Annotated in this window: 17 protein-coding genes; 11 read left to right on the forward strand and 6 right to left on the reverse strand. The window is 62.7% G+C overall.

All coding sequences use genetic code 11. The annotated features are described in order from the left end of the window. Positions 1–542: 542 nt before the first annotated feature. Together CQ002_RS15320 and CQ002_RS15325 are read right to left on the reverse strand one after the other, a co-directional pair. Positions 543–1,265, reverse strand: a complete 723-nt coding sequence (locus CQ002_RS15320; protein ID WP_034103835.1) for a FadR/GntR family transcriptional regulator — start codon at positions 1,263–1,265, stop codon at positions 543–545. Positions 1,266–1,313: 48 nt separating this feature from the next. After that, positions 1,314–3,050, reverse strand: coding sequence for an IlvD/Edd family dehydratase (locus tag CQ002_RS15325; RefSeq protein WP_105161985.1), 1,737 nt, complete (start codon positions 3,048–3,050; stop codon positions 1,314–1,316). 193 nt (positions 3,051–3,243) lie between these two features. Here CQ002_RS15325 and CQ002_RS15330 point away from each other — a divergent pair, with 193 nt between their 5' ends. The 7 genes from CQ002_RS15330 to araH are packed head-to-tail and all read left to right on the forward strand — an operon-like array spanning position 3,244 to position 11,582. Beyond that, on the forward strand, positions 3,244–4,566 hold the full coding sequence (locus CQ002_RS15330; RefSeq protein WP_034103839.1) for an MFS transporter: 1,323 nt from the start codon (positions 3,244–3,246) through the stop codon (positions 4,564–4,566). 15 nt (positions 4,567–4,581) lie between these two features. Beyond that, on the forward strand, positions 4,582–5,571 hold the full coding sequence (gene araD1, locus CQ002_RS15335; RefSeq protein ID WP_098466246.1) for an AraD1 family protein: 990 nt from the start codon (positions 4,582–4,584) through the stop codon (positions 5,569–5,571). A gap of 11 nt (positions 5,572–5,582) precedes the next feature. Then, positions 5,583–7,163, forward strand: coding sequence for an aldehyde dehydrogenase (NADP(+)) (locus tag CQ002_RS15340; protein ID WP_105161986.1), 1,581 nt, complete (start codon positions 5,583–5,585; stop codon positions 7,161–7,163). Positions 7,164–7,199: 36 nt separating this feature from the next. Beyond that, a complete protein-coding gene (locus tag CQ002_RS15345) occupies positions 7,200–8,063 on the forward strand; it encodes an SMP-30/gluconolactonase/LRE family protein (protein ID WP_034103845.1) in 864 nt (287 codons plus the stop codon). Between the two features lie 37 nt (positions 8,064–8,100). Beyond that, entirely contained in the window at positions 8,101–9,105 is a 1,005-nt protein-coding gene (locus tag CQ002_RS15350; protein WP_034103847.1) for a substrate-binding domain-containing protein, read from the forward strand. Beyond that, complete coding sequence (araG, locus tag CQ002_RS15355) at positions 9,102–10,604, forward strand: L-arabinose ABC transporter ATP-binding protein AraG (RefSeq protein WP_105161987.1); 1,503 nt, start codon at positions 9,102–9,104, stop codon at positions 10,602–10,604. The genes CQ002_RS15350 and araG overlap by 4 nt, the downstream gene beginning before the upstream one ends. Positions 10,605–10,613: 9 nt before the next feature. Further along, complete coding sequence (araH, locus tag CQ002_RS15360; protein ID WP_034103851.1) at positions 10,614–11,582, forward strand: L-arabinose ABC transporter permease AraH; 969 nt, start codon at positions 10,614–10,616, stop codon at positions 11,580–11,582. Between the two features lie 64 nt (positions 11,583–11,646). On the opposite strand, the gene CQ002_RS15365 is transcribed toward araH, so the two are convergent. Then, positions 11,647–12,795, reverse strand: a complete 1,149-nt coding sequence (locus CQ002_RS15365; protein WP_034103852.1) for an aldose epimerase family protein — start codon at positions 12,793–12,795, stop codon at positions 11,647–11,649. A 138-nt stretch (positions 12,796–12,933) separates the two neighbouring features. Between CQ002_RS15365 and CQ002_RS15370 the strand changes: the two genes are divergently transcribed. Further along, complete coding sequence (locus CQ002_RS15370) at positions 12,934–13,701, forward strand: SDR family NAD(P)-dependent oxidoreductase (RefSeq protein ID WP_069023062.1); 768 nt, start codon at positions 12,934–12,936, stop codon at positions 13,699–13,701. A 97-nt stretch (positions 13,702–13,798) separates the two neighbouring features. On the opposite strand, the gene CQ002_RS15375 is transcribed toward CQ002_RS15370, so the two are convergent. Genes CQ002_RS15375 through CQ002_RS15385 form a run of 3 tightly spaced genes read right to left on the reverse strand, consistent with a single transcriptional unit; the run spans position 13,799 to position 15,821 of the window. Beyond that, positions 13,799–14,395 carry a glutathione S-transferase family protein gene (locus tag CQ002_RS15375; RefSeq protein WP_105161988.1) on the reverse strand — a complete coding sequence of 199 codons (597 nt, stop codon included), beginning with the start codon at positions 14,393–14,395 and terminating at the stop codon, positions 13,799–13,801. Positions 14,396–14,424: 29 nt separating this feature from the next. Continuing rightward, complete coding sequence (mug, locus tag CQ002_RS15380; RefSeq protein WP_034103859.1) at positions 14,425–14,958, reverse strand: G/U mismatch-specific DNA glycosylase; 534 nt, start codon at positions 14,956–14,958, stop codon at positions 14,425–14,427. Beyond that, positions 14,955–15,821: a LysR substrate-binding domain-containing protein gene (locus tag CQ002_RS15385; RefSeq protein ID WP_105161989.1), complete on the reverse strand. Its 867-nt coding sequence runs from the start codon at positions 15,819–15,821 to the stop codon at positions 14,955–14,957. The genes mug and CQ002_RS15385 overlap by 4 nt, the downstream gene beginning before the upstream one ends. Before the next feature lie 134 nt (positions 15,822–15,955). On the opposite strand from CQ002_RS15385, the gene CQ002_RS15390 reads away from it, so the two are divergent. From CQ002_RS15390 to CQ002_RS15400, 3 genes are read left to right on the forward strand one after another with little or no spacing between them, the layout of a single operon-like run. Further along, positions 15,956–17,005, forward strand: coding sequence for an agmatine/peptidylarginine deiminase (locus tag CQ002_RS15390; RefSeq protein WP_105161990.1), 1,050 nt, complete (start codon positions 15,956–15,958; stop codon positions 17,003–17,005). Then, positions 17,002–17,895 (forward strand): N-carbamoylputrescine amidase, encoded by an 894-nt coding sequence (gene aguB / locus CQ002_RS15395; protein ID WP_098466252.1) that lies wholly within the window; start codon positions 17,002–17,004, stop codon positions 17,893–17,895. The genes CQ002_RS15390 and aguB overlap by 4 nt, the downstream gene beginning before the upstream one ends. Beyond that, a complete protein-coding gene (locus CQ002_RS15400; RefSeq protein WP_105161991.1) occupies positions 17,892–18,983 on the forward strand; it encodes an extracellular solute-binding protein in 1,092 nt (363 codons plus the stop codon). Before aguB ends, CQ002_RS15400 begins: the two co-directional genes overlap by 4 nt. Positions 18,984–18,988: the final 5 nt, after the last annotated feature.

Raw genomic sequence — 18,988 nt, forward strand, 5'->3', positions numbered from 1 at the left:
AGCGGCGTGAGCACGTTCATTACCGTATCCAGCGCCACAACCGCGAGTATTAAGAGGGTGGCCTACCCAGGCGAACCCCGCACAGTCCAGGTCGGGATCGCCTACACGCTATAACAGGGTACACAGGTAAACCTGTGGGAGCGGGCTTGCCCGCGAATGCTGAGTGTCAGTCGCTGGATGTTCTGGCTGACACAGCGCATTCGCGGGCAAGCCCGCTCCCACATTTGAATGGGTTTGCACTTGATCAAGCGTGGTTGCCGGGCAGGAGGTCAGAGCGGCGTGAGTACGTTCATTACCGTATCCAGCGCCACAACCGCGAGTATGAAGAGGGTGGCCTACCCAGGCGAACCCCGCACAGTCCAGGTCGGGATCGCCTACACGCTGTAACGGCGTACACAGGTAAACCGGTGGGAGCGGGCTTGCCCGCGAATGCTGAGTGTCAGTCGCTGAATGTTCTGGCTGACACAGCGCATTCGCGGGCAAGCCCGCTCCCACATTTGAATGGGTTTGCACCTGATAAAGCGTGGTTGCCGGGCAGGAGGTCAGAGCGGCGTGAGCACATTCATTACCGTATCCAGCGCCACCCGCGTGTCATCCAACTGCACCAGCGACGCATGCCGCGCCCCAAGGGCATCGCGGTTCTGGATCGCGGTGAGGATCGCCTTGTGCCGAGGCAGGCTCAGGCCCTGAATGTCCGGGCGGCGGTTGGTTATGTTGATCGACTCGCGCAATGGCAGCGACAGCATGTTGCACATATAGGCCAGCAGGTCGTTGCGGGTGGCATCGGCAATGGCGCGGTGGAAGTCCAGGTCAGCCTGTAGCAGTTGTTCGTGGGTCTGTGCGGTTTCCATGCCCAGGTAGGCTTTCTCGATGGTGGCGATGTCTTCATCGGTGGCGGTGGTCGCGGCCATGGCGGCGATTTCCGGTTCGAGGATGCGCCGTACCCCGGCCAGTGTGTTGAAGAACTCGCTGTGCGGCGTGGACTGCATCAACCAGGACAGCACGTCCGGGTCGAGCAGGTGCCACTTCAACCGAGGCCGCACCACCGCGCCTACGCGGGGCTTGGAATACACCAGGCCCTTGGCGCTAAGTACCCGCGTGGCCTCACGCAGCACCGAGCGACTGACCTTGTACTCCTCGCAGAGCGTGGCCTCCATGGGCAGCCGTTCTTCGGGCTTGAAGCGACCGGAAACGATGTGCATGCCCAAGTCCTGGACGATCTGGGCATGCTGGCTCTTGCGCGGCTTGGGCGGCTGGTGATCCATGACTACGGTGAGGCTCTGGCTTGAATTCGCAGCATCATAGCATCCCAATTAGTGGGAATGCCGGGGGACTTCAGCCCCTCGGCACCCCACCAGGAAGTCAAAGTCACACCCCTGGTCAGCCTGCAGCACATGGTCGATGTACAACTGGCGATAGCCGCCGACAATGAGTTTTTGCGGGGGCGCCAGGTCGGCCATGCGCGCCGCCAGCTCGGCGTCGGAAATGTCCAGGTGCAGGCGGCCGTTGGCGCAGTCCAGCTCGATCCAGTCACCTTCCTGCACCGTGGCCAACGGCCCGCCGGCCGCGGCTTCCGGCGCCACATGCAACACCACCGTGCCGTACGCGGTGCCGCTCATGCGGGCATCGGAAATCCGCACCATGTCTGTCACGCCCTGGGCCAATAGCTTGGCGGGCAAGCCCATGTTGCCGACTTCGGCCATGCCAGGGTAACCCTTGGGGCCGCAGTTTTTCATGACCAGGATCGAGTTGGCATCCACGTCCAGCTCCGGGTCGTTGATGCGCGCCTTGTACATGTCGAAGTTCTCGAACACCACCGCGCGACCTCGGTGCTGCATCAGCTCCGGGCTGGCGGCGGACGGCTTGAGCACCGCACCCAGCGGCGCCAGGTTGCCGCGCAATACGCAGATGCCACCGTCGGCGCGGATCGGGTTGTCGAGGGTGCGGATCACCTCGTCCTGGCCGTAGATCGGCGAGTCCTGGGTGTTCTCGCCCAGGGACTTGCCGTTGACGGTCAGGGCATTGGGGTGCGGGATCAGGTTGGCTTCGCCGAGGCGGCGCAGCACGGCGGGCAGGCCACCGGCGTAGTAGAACTCTTCCATCAGGAAGCGCCCCGAGGGTTGCAGGTCGACAATGGTCGGCATGCCACGGCCAATGCGGGTCCAGTCATCCAGGTCGAGTTCGACGCCGATGCGCCCGGCGATCGCCTTGAGGTGGATCACCGCGTTGGTCGAGCCGCCGATGGCCGCGTTCACGCGGATCGCGTTTTCAAACGCCTCTTTAGTGAGGATCTTCGACAACTTCAAGTCTTCACGCACCATTTCGACCGCACGCATGCCGGACATGTGCGCCAGCACATAACGCCGCGCATCCACCGCCGGAATCGCCGCGTTGTGGGGCAGGGAAGTGCCCAGCGCCTCGGCCATGCACGCCATGGTCGATGCGGTGCCCATGGTGTTGCAGGTGCCCGCCGAACGGGACATGCCGCCCTCGGCCGCGAGAAAGTCGTCCAGTGTAATCGTGCCGGCCTTGACCTGTTCGCTGAGCTGCCACACCACCGTGCCCGAGCCGATGTCCTGGCCCTTGTGCTTGCCGTTGAGCATCGGCCCGCCGGTGACCACGATGGCCGGCACGTCGCAGCTGGCCGCGCCCATCAGCAGCGCCGGGGTAGTCTTGTCACAGCCGGTCAGCAGCACCACACCGTCAATCGGATTGCCGCGAATGGCTTCTTCCACGTCCATGCTCGCCAGGTTGCGGGTGAGCATCGCGGTAGGTCGCAGGTTCGATTCGCCATTGGAGAACACCGGGAATTCCACCGGGAAGCCTCCAGCCTCGATCACGCCGCGTTTCACGTGGTCGGCGATCTGACGGAAATGGGCATTGCACGGCGTCAACTCCGACCAGGTATTGCAGATACCGATGATCGGTTTGCCATGGAACTGATGGTCGGCAATGCCCTGGTTCTTCATCCAGCTGCGGTACATGAAGCCGTTCTTGTCGGCGGTACCAAACCACTGGGCGGAGCGTAGGCCGAGCTTTTTATCAGGCATGATCGATTCTCTTATTGTATGACTATATGTTCTATGCGTGCTTAAACATAAGCGCAAAATCGATGCTTTGGAAGAGTTGTTTTGCAAATAGTCCTACTATATAGTCCTTCTCAACTGAGGTATGACCCTGGCGGATTTTCGCGAGAGGCGTCCCCCGAGCTTCTATAAGAACAACAATCGGAGATCGACCCCCATGAGCCAGGAATTGCGGCTTATTCGGCGCATCACGCTGAAACTCATTCCCTTCCTGATCCTGCTGTACCTGATCGCCTACGTGGACCGCTCCGCCGTGGGCTTTGCCAAGTTGCACATGGGCGCCGACGTCGGTATCGGCGACGCCGCCTATGGCCTGGGCGCAGGGCTGTTCTTCATTGGCTACTTCCTGTTCGAGATCCCCAGCAACCTGATGCTCGACCGCTTTGGTGCACGGCGCTGGTTTGCGCGGATCATGATTACCTGGGGCGCCATCACCATCGGCATGGCCTTTGTGCAGGGGCCGCACAGCTTCTATGTGATGCGCTTTCTGCTCGGCGCGGCGGAGGCGGGGTTCTTCCCGGGTGTCCTGTACTACATCACCCAATGGTTCCCGGTGCGCCATCGCGGCAAGATCCTCGGGCTGTTCATCCTGTCGCAACCCATCGCGATGATGATCACCGGCCCGGTGTCCGGAGGGTTGCTGGGCATGGACGGCATCCTTGGCCTGCACGGCTGGCAGTGGCTGTTCATCGTGATCGGCACCCCGGCGATCCTGCTGACCTGGCCGGTGTTGCGCTATTTGCCGGACGGCCCCAAGCAGGTCACCTGGATGAGCGAGGACGAAAAGGCCTGGCTCACCGGCGAGCTCGCCAAAGACCTGCAAGCCTACGGCCAGACCCGTCACGGCAACCCGCTGCATGCGTTGAAAGACAAGCGCGTGCTGTTGCTGGCGCTGTTCTACCTGCCGGTCACCCTGAGCATCTACGGCCTCGGCCTGTGGCTGCCGACCCTGATCAAACAGTTCGGCGGCACTGACCTGGTCACCGGCTTCATCTCGGCTGTGCCGTATATCTTCGGGATCATCGGCCTGCTGATCATCCCGCGCAGTTCCGACCGTTTGAACGACCGCTACGGCCATCTCGCCGTGCTCTATGTGCTGGGCGCCATCGGTCTGTTCTTCAGTGCCTGGCTCAGTGTGCCGGTGCTGCAAATGGCCGCGCTGTGCCTGGCGGCGTTCGCGATGTTTTCCTGCACGGCGGTGTTCTGGACCCTGCCCGGACGCTTCTTCGCGGGCGCCAGTGCGGCGGCTGGCATTGCCTTGATCAATTCGGTGGGCAACCTCGGCGGCTATATCGGCCCGTTCGTGATCGGCGCGCTCAAGGAATACACCGGCAACCTGGCGTCTGGCTTGTACTTCTTGTCTGGGGTGATGGTGTTCGGGCTGGTGTTGACCTTCGTGGTCTACCGCCTGCTGGAGCGCAAGCATGTGCTGCCTGCCGACCAATTCGCCGCCAGTGCCCGTGGCGCCACACGTACTTAATTCAGGAGAAATGGCATGCGTTTAGTTCAGTTCGAGTTGCGTAATGGCGAGCGCCGGGTCGGCGTGATCGACGGTACCCAGCTGCGTGAAGTCCGCACGGCACGCAGTGTGCGTGAATTGGCCCTGGCAGCCATTGAAGCGGGCGTAGGCCTGGCACAACAAGTGGACAGCCTGGGCCTGGGCGACAGCTACGACTATGCCACGTTGCTGGCCGAGCTGAAGATCCTGCCACCGCTGGACCATCCGGACCCGGCCCATATGTTGATCAGCGGCACCGGCTTGACCCACCTGGGCAGCGCCTCGGCGCGGGACAAGATGCACCAGGCCGGTGACGACACCGTGCTGACCGACACCATGCGCATCTTCAAGTGGGGCGTGGAGGGCGGTAAGCCCGCGGCCGGCCAGGCGGGCGTGCAGCCCGAGTGGTTCTACAAGGGCGACGGCAGCATCGTCGTGCGCCCTGGCGCCGCCTTCCCGGTGCCGCCGTTTGCCGACGATGCCGGTGAAGAACCGGAGATCGGTGGCCTCTACGTTATCGGCCCGGACAGCAAGCCCTATCGAGTCGGTTTCGCGGTGGGCAACGAGTTCTCTGACCACGTGATGGAACGTAAAAACTACCTGTACCTGGCCCATTCCAAGCTGCGCAGTTGCAGCTATGGCCCAGAGTTGCGCGTGGGTGAGTTGCCCCAGCACCTGGCGGGCACCAGTCGCATCCTGCGTAACGGCGAGGAAATCTGGCGGAACGAATTCCTCAGCGGCGAGGCCAATATGTGCCACAGCCTGGAAAACCTCGAATACCACCACTTCAAATACCGCCAGTTCCTCAAGCCCGGCGACGTGCACATCCACTTTTTCGGCACCGCCACCCTGTCATTTGCCGACGGTATACGTACCCAGGCCGGCGATGTGTTCGAAATCAGCCAGGCCGAGTTCGGCGCGCCGCTGGTCAACCGTGTCGGCAGCAGCGATGCGGCATTCGAACCCGGCGACGTCATCAGCCTTTAAAGGAGATCCCCATGACCCAGTACCTCGGCCACAACTATATCGGCGGCCAGCGCAGTGCCAACGGCAGCGTCACGTTGCAAAGCATCGACGCCACCACCGGCGAAGCCTTGCCCCAGGCTTTCTACCAGGCTACGCCGCAGGAAGTCGACGCCGCCGCCAGGGCGGCCGCGCAGGCCTATCCCGCCTACCGCGCCTTGAGTGCGTCGCGCCGCGCGCAGTTCCTGGACGCGGTGGCCGATGAACTGGACGCGCTGGGGGAAGATTTTGTCGAGCTGGTGTGCCGCGAAACCGCGCTGCCGGCTGCGCGCATCAAGGGCGAGCGTGGACGCACCAGCGGCCAGATGCGCCTGTTCGCCACGGTGCTGCGTCGCGGTGATTTCTACGGCGCGCGCATCGATAAGGCGTTGCCTGACCGCCAGCCGCTGCCACGCCCGGATCTACGTCAATACCGCATCGGCCTGGGGCCGGTCGCGGTGTTTGGCGCGAGCAATTTCCCCCTGGCGTTTTCCACCGCGGGCGGTGACACCGCCGCCGCACTGGCAGCCGGCTGCCCGGTGGTGTTCAAGGCTCACAGCGGGCATATGGCGACGGCAGAACGCGTCGCCGATGCGATCATCCGGGCGGCCGAGGCCACCGAGATGCCGGCGGGTGTGTTCAATATGATTTTCGGCGGTGGCGTGGGTGAAGCACTGGTCAAGCACCCGGCCATCCAGGCCGTCGGCTTTACCGGTTCGCTCAAGGGTGGCCGTGCATTGTGCGACATGGCGGCGGCGCGCCCGCAACCGATCCCGGTGTTCGCCGAGATGTCGAGTATCAACCCGGTGATCGTGCTGCCCCAGGCATTAACCGCACGGGCCGACACGGTGGCGCGCGACCTGACCGCCTCGGTGGTGCAGGGCTGCGGCCAGTTCTGCACCAACCCCGGGCTGGTCATCGGTATTGCTTCGCCTGCATTCACTGCGTTCACCCAACAGGTCGCGCAACTGATCGGCGACCAACCACCACAGACCATGCTTAACGCGGGCACCCTGGGCAGCTATGGCAAGGGCCTGGAAAAGCTCCTGGCGCACCCTGGCATCCAGCACCTGGCGGGGAGCAAACAGGCTGGCAATCAAGCGCAACCGCAGGTGTTCAAGGCCGATGTGCGCCTGTTGATCGAGGGCGATGAGGTGCTGCAGGAAGAAGTGTTCGGCCCCACCACGGTGTTTGTGGAAGCGGCCGACCAGGCACAGCTCAGCGCTGCCCTGCAAGGCCTGCACGGCCAACTCACGGCAACCCTCATTGGCGAACCGGCCGACCTGCAACAGTTCGCCGAACTCACGCCACTGCTGGAGCAGAAAGTGGGGCGCATCCTGCTCAACGGCTACCCGACCGGCGTGGAGGTCTGCGATTCGATGGTGCACGGCGGTCCCTACCCGGCGACCTCGGATGCCCGTGGCACCTCGGTCGGCACCTTGGCCATCGACCGTTTCCTGCGCCCGGTGTGCTTCCAGAATTACCCTGATAGCCTGCTACCCGACGCGTTGAAAAACGCCAACCCGTTGCGTATCCAGCGGCTGGTGGATGGCACGCCATCTCGCGACCCGCTGTAACGCGCACCTGAGAAGAATAAAAATCCAGGAGGCATCATGTCGTGTATCGCCGTTACCCCGCACCGTGCACAGTTGGGCGAAGGTCCGTTCTGGGATGCGCCCACCCAGGCACTGTATTGGGTGAATATCGCTGGCAAGCAGGCGCTGCGCCTGATGGGCGGGCAGTTGCAGGTGTGGCAGTTGCCGGAGCATGTCTCGGCGTTCATCCCGTGTGAACGCGGCGATGCCTTGGTGACCTTGAGCAGTGGCGTGTATCGCCTCGACCTGGTCACCGAGGCCTTGACCCTGCTGTGCGTGGCCGACCCACAAGCAGGCAACCGTGGCAACGAAGCACGCTGCGATGCCCAGGGCCGCCTGTGGCTGGGCACGATGCAGAACAACATTGGCGAGCAGGGTGAAGACCTGCCCATTACCCGACGTTCCGGCGGCCTGTTTCGCATCGATGCCGATGCGCAGGTCACGCCGTTGCTCAGCGGCCTGGGCATTCCCAACACCTTGCTGTGGAGTGATGACGGCCGCCAGGTGCATTTCGGCGACAGCCTGGACGGTACGCTGTACCGGCATGCTATCCAGCCAGGCGGCCAGCTCGACCCCGCGCAAACGTGGTTCGGCCCACACGAGCGTGGCGGGCCGGACGGCTCCGCCATGGACGTTGAAGGCTATATCTGGAACGCCCGCTGGGACGGCAGCTGCCTGTTGCGCCTGACACCCGAGGGCGAGGTGGACCGTATCGTCGAACTGCCCGTCAGCCGCCCCACCAGTTGTGTGTTTGGTGGCCCGAACCTCACCACCCTGTACATCACCAGTGCTGCCAGCCCCTTGGATCACCCCTTGGATGGCGCGGTATTGGCGATGGAAGTCGATGTCGCGGGAAAACCCTGTCATCGCTTCGCCGGCTAAACCCAAGACTTGAAAACAACAACAAGGAGTCACCCGTATGAATCGTCGTCGTGGTTTGCGTTCCCTGTGCTGTGCCGCCGTGGCGGTCTCGGCCATGAGCTTGAGTGGCCTGCTACTGGCCGCTGAGGAAGTGAAGATCGGTTTCCTGGTCAAGCAGGCTGAAGAACCGTGGTTCCAGACCGAATGGGCATTTGCCGAAAAAGCCGGCAAAGAACATGGCTTCACTGTGATCAAGATCGCCGTGCCCGACGGTGAAAAAACCCTGTCGGCCATCGACAGCCTGGCCGCCAACGGCGCCAAGGGGTTTGTGATCTGCCCGCCGGATGTGTCCCTCGGCCCGGCCATCGTCGCCAAGGCCAAGGCCAATGGCCTGAAAGTCATTGCCGTGGATGACCGTTTCGTCGATGCCAAGGGGGCCTTCATGGAAGACGTGCCGTACCTGGGCATGGCCGCCTTTGAAGTCGGCCAGAAGCAGGGCGCCGCGATGGCCGCCGAAGCGAAAAAACGCGGGTGGGACTGGAAGGACACCTACGCGGTGATCAATACTTTCAACGAACTCGATACCGGTAAGAAGCGCACCGACGGCTCGGTCAAATCCCTGGAAGAAGCCGGCATTCCCAAGGACCACATCCTGTTCACCGCCGCCAAGACCCTCGACGTACCCGGCAGCATGGACGCCACCAACTCCGCCCTGGTCAAGCTGCCCAGCGGCGCAAAAAACCTGATCATCGGCGGCATGAACGACAACACCGTGCTCGGCGGCGTACGCGCTACCGAAAGCGCCGGCTTCAAGGCCGCCAATGTGATCGGCATCGGCATCAATGGCACTGACGCCATCGGCGAACTGAAAAAGCCTAGCAGCGGCTTCTTCGGCTCGATGCTGCCTAGCCCGCATATCGAGGGCTACAACACCGCGTTGATGATGTTCGAGTGGGTCACCAAGGGCACCGAGCCTGCGAAGTACACGGCCATGGACGAAGTCACCCTGATCACCCGTGAGAACTTCCAGGCAGAACTGACCAAGATCGGGTTGTGGCAATGACCGCTGCCGTCCTTCGGTTTGACGGCATCGGCAAAACCTTTCCCGGGGTCAAGGCGCTGGATGGCATCAGCTTCAGCGCCCACCCAGGGCAAGTGCACGCCTTGATGGGCGAGAACGGCGCGGGCAAGTCGACGCTGTTGAAGATCCTCGGCGGCGCCTACATCCCCAGTACCGGCACGCTGCGGATCGGCGAGCAGACCATGGCCTTCAAGAACGCCGCCGACAGCATTGCCAGTGGCGTGGCGGTGATCCATCAGGAACTGCACCTGGTGCCGGAAATGACGGTGGCCGAGAACCTGTTCCTCGGGCACTTGCCGTCGCGTCTTGGCGTGGTCAACCGGAGCCTGCTGCGCCAGCAGGCACTGGCCTGCCTGAAGGGCCTGGCGGATGAAATCGATCCGGCAGAAAAACTCGGTCGCCTGTCGCTCGGCCAGCGCCAGCTGGTGGAAATCGCCAAGGCGTTGTCCCGTGGCGCCCAGGTAATCGCCTTTGACGAGCCCACCAGTAGCCTGTCTGCACGGGAGATCGACCGCTTGATGGCGATCATCACCCGCCTGCGCGACGAGGGCAAAGTGGTGCTCTATGTGTCCCACCGCATGGAGGAGGTGTTCCGCATCTGCAACGCCGTGACGGTGTTCAAGGACGGCCGCTACGTGCGTACGTTCGAGGACATGAGTGCGCTGACCCACGACCAGTTGGTGACGTGCATGGTGGGCCGCGATATCCAGGACATCTACGACTACCGCCCGCGTGAGCAGGGCGACGTCGCGCTGAAGGTCACTGGCCTGCTGGGGCCCGGCCTGCGTGAGCCGATCAGTTTCTCGGTGCGCAAGGGCGAGATTCTGGGCCTGTTCGGACTGGTGGGCGCCGGGCGAACGGAGCTGTTTCGCCTGCTCAGTGGCCTGGAGCGCGCCAGCGCCGGGCAACTGGAACTCTGCGGCAAGCCCCTGCACTTGCAGTCACCCCGCGATGCCATCGCCGCTGGCGTGTTGTTGTGCCCGGAGGACCGCAAGAAAGAGGGCATCATTCCACTGTCCAGCGTCGCCGAGAACATCAATATCAGCGCACGTGGTGCCCATTCCACGTTCGGCTGGCTGCTGCGCGACGGCTGGGAAAAGGGCAACGCCGACCAGCAGATCAAGGCCATGAAGGTCAAGACGCCCAACGCGACGCAGAAGATCATGTACCTGTCGGGCGGCAATCAACAGAAGGCCATTCTCGGTCGTTGGCTGTCGATGCCGATGAAGGTGTTGCTGTTGGACGAACCGACCCGTGGCATCGATATCGGCGCCAAGGCCGAGATCTACCAGATCATTCATAACCTCGCGGCCCAGGGCATTGCCGTGATTGTGGTGTCCAGCGACCTGATGGAAGTGATGGGCATCTCCGACCGCATCCTGGTGCTGTGCGAAGGCGCAATGCGGGGTGAGCAAACTCGCGAACACGCCACTGAATCCAACCTGCTGCAACTGGCCCTGCCGCGCAGCCTGGCGAACTGAGAGACGATTATGACCACTCAACACAATGTGCTGCCCACCGCGCGCAAGCCCCTGGACCTGCGCGCACTGCTGGACAACTGGGCCATGCTATTGGCGGCCGTGAGTATCTTTTTGCTGTGCGCGTTGCTCATCGACAACTTCCTCTCACCGTTGAACATGCGCGGGCTGGGCCTGGCGATTTCCACCGTGGGCATCGCCGCCTGCACCATGCTGTTCTGCCTGGCGTCGGGGCATTTCGACCTGTCGGTGGGCTCGGTGATTGCCTGCGCCGGGGTGGTCGCGGCGATTGTGATGCGCGACACCGACAGCGTCATGCTGGGCATTGGCGCTGCGTTGCTGATGGGCCTGATGGTGGGGCTGATCAACGGCATCGTGATCGCCAAGCTACGGGTCAATGCGCTGATCACCACCTTGGCGACCATGCAGATCGTGCGTGGCCTGGCGTACATTTTTGCCAACGGCAAGGCCGTGGGCGTGTCCCAGGATCAGTTCTTTATCTTCGGCAACGGCCAGCTGCTTGGCGTCCCGGTGCCGATCCTGATTACCGTCCTGTGCTTCCTGTTTTTCGGCTGGCTGCTCAACTACACCACGTATGGGCGCAACACCATGGCCATCGGCGGCAACCCGGAAGCGGCGTTGCTGGCAGGGGTGAATGTAGACCGCACCAAGATCCTGATCTTCGCCGTGCATGGGGTGATCGGCGCGTTGGCCGGGGTGATCCTGGCTTCGCGCATGACGTCCGGCCAGCCCATGATCGGCCAGGGCTTCGAGCTGACGGTGATCTCGGCGTGTGTGCTGGGTGGGGTGTCGTTGAGCGGCGGGGTAGGCATGATCCGCCACGTGATTGCCGGTGTACTGATCCTGGCGATCATCGAGAATGCGATGAACCTGAAGAACATCGACACGTTCTACCAGTACGTGATCCGGGGCTCGATCCTGCTGCTGGCCGTCGTCATCGACCGCATGAAACAACGCTGAACCGCTTGTCATGTGAGGCTCAAAATGTGGGAGGGGGCAAGCCCCCTCCCACAGTAAAGCGGTTTTAATCGGCGGTGAATTTGAAGACGGTGTTCTGGGTGTAAGTCTGCCCTGGGTTCAGGCGGGTCGAGGCAAACTTGGGTTGGTTGGGCGCATCCGGAAAATGCTGGGTCTCGAGTGTGAACCCACTCCAGTGCTGATACGTCTTGCCAGCCTTGCCCTTCACCGAACCATCGAGGAAGTTACTGGTATAAAACTGTACCCCAGGCTCCGTGGTAAACAGCTGCAACCGCCGCCCGGACGCAGGGTCGTGCACCTCGGCCGCCAACTGCTTCACATCGCCTTTGGTATCCAGCGCCCAGTTGAAGTCGAACCCACCCTGTTTCGGTTCGGCGAATTTGAGCTGCGGGTGATCTTCCTTGATGTGCTGGCCGATCGGTGTGGGTTTCAGGAAGTCCATCGGCGTGCCCTTGACGGGCGCCAGCTCGCCGGTGGGAATCAGCGTTGCATTCACCGGAGTGTAATGGCTGGCATGCAAGGTCGCCACCTGCTTGAGGATGTCGCCATTCCCCGCGCCGGCCAGGTTGAAATAGCTGTGGTTGGTGAGGTTGAGCACCGTCGGTTTATCGGTGGTGGCGGTGTAGTCGATGTGCAGTTCGTTGCGGTCATTGAGGCGGTAGGTGACTTCGGTCTTCAGGTTGCCCGGAAAGCCCATCTCGCCGTCCTTGGACAGGTAGCTCAGCTTCACGCCGACCGAGTCCTTGTCCTTGATCGACTCGGCCTTCCACACGTGTTTGTCGAAGCCTTGTGCGCCGCCATGCAGCGAATTGGGCCCGTCGTTGAGTGGCACCTGGTAGCGTTTGCCGTCGAGCTCGAAGGCACCGCCGGCCAGGCGATTGCCGAAGCGTCCGATGGTGGCGCCGAAAAACGCGGTGCCGCTTTGATAGCCTTGCACGTCATCGAAGCCCAGCACGACGTCTTCGACCTTGCCGTGTTTGTCCGGCACCGCCAGCGACTGCAACACACCGCCGTAGGTGATCACGGTGGCTTGCATGCCGTGGCTGTTACGCAAGATGTACTGTTCGACGGCGGTGCCGTCGTTGGTTTTGCCGAAAGGTTTGTGCTCGCTGCTGAGGCCTGCAGCCTGGGCGCCGCCACTGGCGATCAGCATGGACATCGCCAAGCCCGAGAGCAGGTATCGAGGGTGCTTCATGATCGAACTTCCTTTTGTTGTTTTGAGTGGAATAGTTCTACTAATGTGCGATATTTTGTCGATTGGACAGCGAATTTATAGCCTTTAACGCCATTTTTGCAAAATAAAATAAGACTAATTAAGTGAGGCACCTATTATATGAACACTCGGCACGCGGTTTACCCCGACCTTGAAGGCAAGACTGTCCTGATCTCGGGAGGCGCCTCGGGTATTGGCGAATTCATGGTGCGCGCCTTCGCCGCGCAGGGCGCCAAGGTCGGCTTTGTCGACCGCGCACAAAGCCAGGGCGAGCGCCTGGCGGCGCTGTTGAGTTCGCGGGGGCATACGGTGGAGTTCGTGAATTGCGACATCACGGATGAGATCGCCTACAAAGCCGCCATTGGACGTTTCGAACACTCCCTGGGGCCCATCACTGTGCTGGTGAACAACGCCGCCAATGATGTGCGCCACACCCTGGAAGAAGTCGACTCGGAGATGTTCGACCGGCTCATCTCCGTCAACTTGAAACACGCGTTCTTCGCCGCCAAGGCCGTGGTGCCAATGATGAAAAGTGCGGGCGGTGGGGCGATCATCAACCTCGGGTCGGTCGGCTGGATGATGGCCTCCGCCGGCTACCCGGTATACGCCGCCAGCAAGGCCGCCGCCCACGGCATGACCCGCGCGCTCGCCCGGGAACTGGGGCCGAGCCGCATCCGTGTGAATACGCTGGTGCCGGGTTGGGTGATGACAGAAAAACAACTGGCGATGTGGGTCGACGATGCCGCGAAGGAATTGATCAGCCGCAGCCAGTGCCTGCCAGGCAGCGTGCTGCCGGAGCACATTGCCAATATGGCGTTGTTCCTGGCCTCTGATGCATCGGCGATGTGTTCGGCGCAGAACTTTATCGTGGATGGTGGGTGGGTCTGAGCCGGCCCCGTTGCGCCAGGCAACACCGACTCACGGTGGCAGAGAGCTTATGTGGGAGCGGGCTTGCCCGCTCCCACGCAAGCCCGCTCTGGGTGGTTTATTCGATGGGGTAACGCTTGAACGCCGGGTGCTGTTCCAGCCGCTCTGCGTGGCGCTTGAGGTTGGGAAAGGCATCCGCCTTGACCACCGAGCCTACGGTGAACTGGCTGAACGACCAGGCCACCGCCGCGGTAATCGACGCCTGGGTCAGTGCTCCACCGTCAGCCAGTTGCTGGTCCAGCAGTGAATAGGCGGCCAGTAATTGGCCGCTGATGCGGTCGAGCCAGGGCGCATGCAGTTTCTCGGCGGGGCGCAGGTTGTGTTCGTAGACGATCTGTACGCTTTTCTCGCAGGCCGCCAGCGCCAGGCCAAGTACCTGCAGCTCCTGGGCGCGCGCGGCGGGCTGTTGCGCGAGCAGCTTCTTGTTATCCGGGGCGAGGGCTTCCAGGTAGTCGAGGATCAGGCTGGAATCCATCAGCACCGTGCCATCGTCCAGCACCAGGGTCGGGGCCTTGACCACCGGGTTGATCTGGGCGAACTCGCTGAAGGCGCGGAACACCGACAGCGGTTCATGCACAAAGTCCACCCCGTACACGTCCAGGGAAATAGCCACGCGGCGTACGTAGGGCGAGTCCAGCATGCCGATCAGTTTCATGAAGACTCCATTGCGCTCGAAGGGATGGCTCAAGAGAGTAAGGGCGCAGGATCGGCCTGCGCAATGGCCTCCCGAAGTTGTCGGTAGGCGACCACCAGTTGCTCCAGGCTGAACGCCAGGTTGCGTCCACTGGGGTTCGGTAACACCCACACCGACGCACCGCCCAGCCGCTGCGGCTGCAACCCCCACTCAATCTCGCGCTTACCGGACAGCGCGCTGTAGCCAGCCTTGCCGAGAAAGGCCACGAAACGGGGGGCATGGCGTTGGATTTTGTGTTCAAACGCTGCTGCCGCATCGGTGAACTCATGCCGTGCCAGCTCGCCAGCGCTTGCGGTGGGGCGCTCAACAACCGTCGTCAGGCCACAGTGACAGTGCAGCAACGTACGGCCGTCTTCAGGGCGGATTTCATCGGGTGTAAAGCCCGCCAGGTGCACGGTGCGCCAGAAGCGATTGCTGCGATTGGCAAAGTGCAGGCCCAGGGCGGCGGAGCCCTTGCCGGGGTTGATGCCGCAGAACACCACGTCCAGGTGGTCGGCCAGGATGTCGTCGAGGCGGTCGTTCATGTTGGGCCTACCTGCAAGTGGGTGAGCAGCCACGCCGTGAAACGGCGCGCCAGCGGGTCATGCTCGCTGTCGCGGTGGGTCAACAGTGCCCAACTCGGCCCACGAATGGTCGCCTCTACCAAGGGCACGAGCAATCCGTCTGCTTGCGCTTGGCGGCTCAACAACTGGCTGACCAGGCCAATCCCCAGCCCGCTGCACACCGCGTCGAGCAACAGGCCAGGGTCGGAAAAATTCAAGCCCTGGTCCTGCTGCCCCATATCGATGCCGGCTTCCACTGCCCAATGACTCCAGTCCATTTCCCGTTCGCCGTGCAGGGTGGTGCGTTGCGCCAAGGGCTGCTTCAACACCCGTGGGTGACAGGCGGGAAACAGCCGGTCAGCGTGCAGCACCTTGAAGCTGCATTCGGCCTGGGAGCTGATGTCATCGCGCACCGCCAGGTCGATGGTCTGGCTGGTCATGTCGGGTACTTCGTCGGTGCTGAAGATCCACAGATCGACCTCCGGGTGCTGCAGGCGGAAATCCGCAAGCCGAGGCAGCAGCCAGTGGCGTGCGAAGGTCGGCGTCGTATTGAGCACCAGTTGATTGGGCTTGCGATATTGCCCCAGGCGCCGCACGCCCACCGCCAGTTGCTGCAACAGCGCCTGGGTGGTGCTGAGGAAGTCATGGCCGGCGTCGGTCAGGCTCACGCTGCGCCCGCTGCGGAAAAACAACGGCTGCTCGAGGTAGGCCTCCAGGCTGCGGATCTGCTGGCTGATCGCCGATTGGGTCAGGTGCAGTTCTTCGGCAGCCTTGTGGAAACTGCCCAGCCGGGCGGCGGCTTCGAAGCCGCGCAGGGTGCCGAGTGGCGGCCAGTGCTTGAGCATGCTGATAAGTTCCTCTAATCAGATTTCTACAAAATCCATCGTTTGTCTGGTCCTTTGAGCGCCAATAGCATGTAAGCCAAGACGCCGTGGGCAGTTTTCGCTGAACACAATGGCTTAACTGAAGGGTGTTTGTCATGCAGCAGAGTGCAATGCAAAACAACGGTTGGTGGATGCCTGCGGAGTGGGCCCTACATGCGGCGACGTGGATGGCCTGGCCGCACAACCAGGCGTTATGGGAAACCACCTGGGGCGTGACTTTGGCGCAGGTGCAGCAGGATTTTGCGCGGGTGGCCAATGCGATTGCACGCTTTGAACCGGTGAAGATGATTGTGGATCCGTCGGCGGTGGTCGGCGCCAAGGCGCTGTGCGGGCCAGGCATCGAACTGATCGAGCACGCCGTCAACGACAGCTGGTGCCGCGACTCCGGCCCGACGTTCGTCTGCCATCCGCAACTGGGCACGGCCGGGGTGAGCTGGCGCTTCAACGCCTGGGGCGGCAAGTCGGCCCATGACCTCGATGAAAGCCTGGCTCGTCGCGTGCTCAACCACTTGGGGCTGGCGTGCTTCGGCACGCCCCTGAGCAATGAGGGCGGCGCGATCCATGTGGACGGCGAGGGCACGCTGATCACCACCGAATCGGTGCTGCTCAATCCGAACCGCAACCCCGGTGTGAGCAAGGCCGAGATGGAAGACATCTTCGCGCGCCTGCTGGGCATCAAGAAGACGATCTGGCTACCCGGCGACCCGGACTATGTGACCGGCGACATGACCGACGGCCATGTCGATGGCGTCTGCGCGTTCGCCCGTCCCGGGGTGCTGCTGGTCGATGCGACTCACGATCAACACTCGGTCTACGCCGAAGTCGTGCGCGAAAACCGCCGCGCCCTCGCACTGGCCACCGACGCCCAGGGCCGCCGCTTCGAGATGGTCGACTTGTATGAGGCCACCGATGCGGTGGACACCGAGGCCGAAGTGTTCTGCGCCTCCTACACCAACTTCTACATCGCCAATGGCGCAATCATCATGCCCGCCTATGGCATTGCCACCGATCAGGTGGCAGCCGAGGTCTTGGCCCAGGCTTTCCCCGGTCGCGAGATCGTGCCGGTGCAGATCAATCACCTGGCGCACGGCGGCGGCGGGGTGCATTGCATCACCCAGCAACAGCCTGCGTGGGTGAAGCCATGAGCCTCCTGACGGTTGCCGCCACACAGATGCCTTGCACCTGGGACCTGCCCGCCAACCTCGACCGTGCCGAGCAACTTGTGCGCGACGCGGCCGCGCAGGGCGCCCAGGTTATCCTGTTGCAGGAGCTGTTCGCCACACCGTATTTCTGCATCGAGCAACACCACAAGCACTTGGCGCTGGCCGAGGAATACCGGCACAGCCAGGTACTCAAGCGCTTCGCCGCCCTGGCCAGGGAGCTGGGCGTGGTACTGCCGCTCAGTTGGTTCGAAAAGGCCGGCAATGCCTTCTTCAATTCCCTCAGCGTGGCGGATGCCGATGGGCGCTTGCTCGGCGTCTATCGCAAGACGCACATCCCGAACGCCATCGGCTATCAGGAGAAAGAATATTTCAGCCCCGGCGATACCGGTTTTCGCGTATGGGACAGCGCATTCGGACGCCTCGGCGTGGGCATCTGCTGGGACCAGTGGTTTCCGGAAACCGCGCGCTGCCTGGCGTTGCAAGGCGCCGACGTACTGCTGTTTCCCACCGCCATCGGCTCGGAGCCCGGCTGCAACACCCTGGATTCCCGGGACCACTGGCAAATGACCATGCGCGGCCATGCGGCGGCGAATCTGCTGCCGGTGGTTGCCGCCAACCGCGTTGGCCACGAGGTGGCGACGACCGACCCGAGCCTGCACATGGGTTTCTATGGGTCGTCGTTCATCTGCAACCACAAGGGCAAGCTACTGGCCGAAGCGGATCGCGACGCCACCGGCGTGCTGGTGCACAGCCTGGACCTGTCTGCCATGCGTGAGGAGCGCCTGACCTGGGGCATCTTCCGTGATCGACGCCCGCAGATGTACGGCGCACTGCTGACGCTCGATGGTCGCCAGCCGAGGATGCCAGCATGAGGATCGTCCCCACGCTGCTCAGCTGCGCGCTGCTGAGCACTGCCGTCTGCGCGTCGGCCGATGACAAGACACTGAAGGTCTATAACTGGGCCGACTATTTCGCCGCCGACACCTTGTCCAGGTTCACCGCCGAGACCGGTATCCAGGTGATCTACGACGTGATGGACGGCAGTGAAACCCTGGAAGCCAAGATGATGGCTGGCGGCAGTGGTTACGACCTGATCTTCCCCGGCGACACCGTGGCCGAGCGCCTGATGCGCGCCGGCAGCCTGCAGGCCCTGGACCCCGCCAAGCTCAGCGCAATGGGCGATATCGAGCCGGGCCTGCAGAAGCTGCGCACCCACTATGTCAATTCGAACAACGCCACAGTGCCCTACACCTGGGGGACCATCGGCCTGACTTACAACACGCAGCAGATCCAGCAGCGCCTGCCGAATGCGCCGGTCAACAGCCTGGACCTGCTGTTCAAACCGGAAAACGCGGCCAGGTTCGCCGATTGCGGCATCTCGCTGATCGACTCGCCGGACGAAGTGCTTGCGGTGGTGCTCAACTACCTGGGCCGTGACCCGCGCAGCGCCAAGCGCGAAGACCTGGCGGCGGCCAGCGAGCTGTTGCTCAAGCTGCGCCCGTTTATTCGCAAGTTCCAGTCGCAACCGGTGACCGATCTGGTCAATGCCAACCTGTGCCTGTCCCTCGGCTACAGCGGTGACATGACCCAGGCCCAGCGCGCCGCCGATGCGGCCGGCAAAGCGGTGACCTTCGGTTATCACATCCCCCGCGAAGGCACCACGGTGTGGATGGACACCATGGCCATCCCGATCGACGCCCAACACCCGGAATACGCCTACGCCTTCATCAACTTCGTGATGCGCCCGGAGAACATGGCGGCCATCACCAACCTCACCGGCTATCCCACCGCGAATGCCAAGGCCTGGCCGGACGTGGAGGCAAGCATGCGCGACAACCCGGACATCTACCCGGAGGCGGCGACCTTCGAGCGCCTGATCGTCGGCAGGGACATCCCCCAGGCCGACATGCGCGCGCGGATGCGCGTATGGACTAAGTTCAAGACAGCCACTGTGAAGTGAGTATT

Origin of the sequence: Pseudomonas sp. MYb13, from assembly GCF_002980075.1 — a bacterium.
In the GTDB taxonomy this organism is placed as follows: Bacteria; Pseudomonadota; Gammaproteobacteria; order Pseudomonadales; family Pseudomonadaceae; genus Aquipseudomonas; species Aquipseudomonas lurida.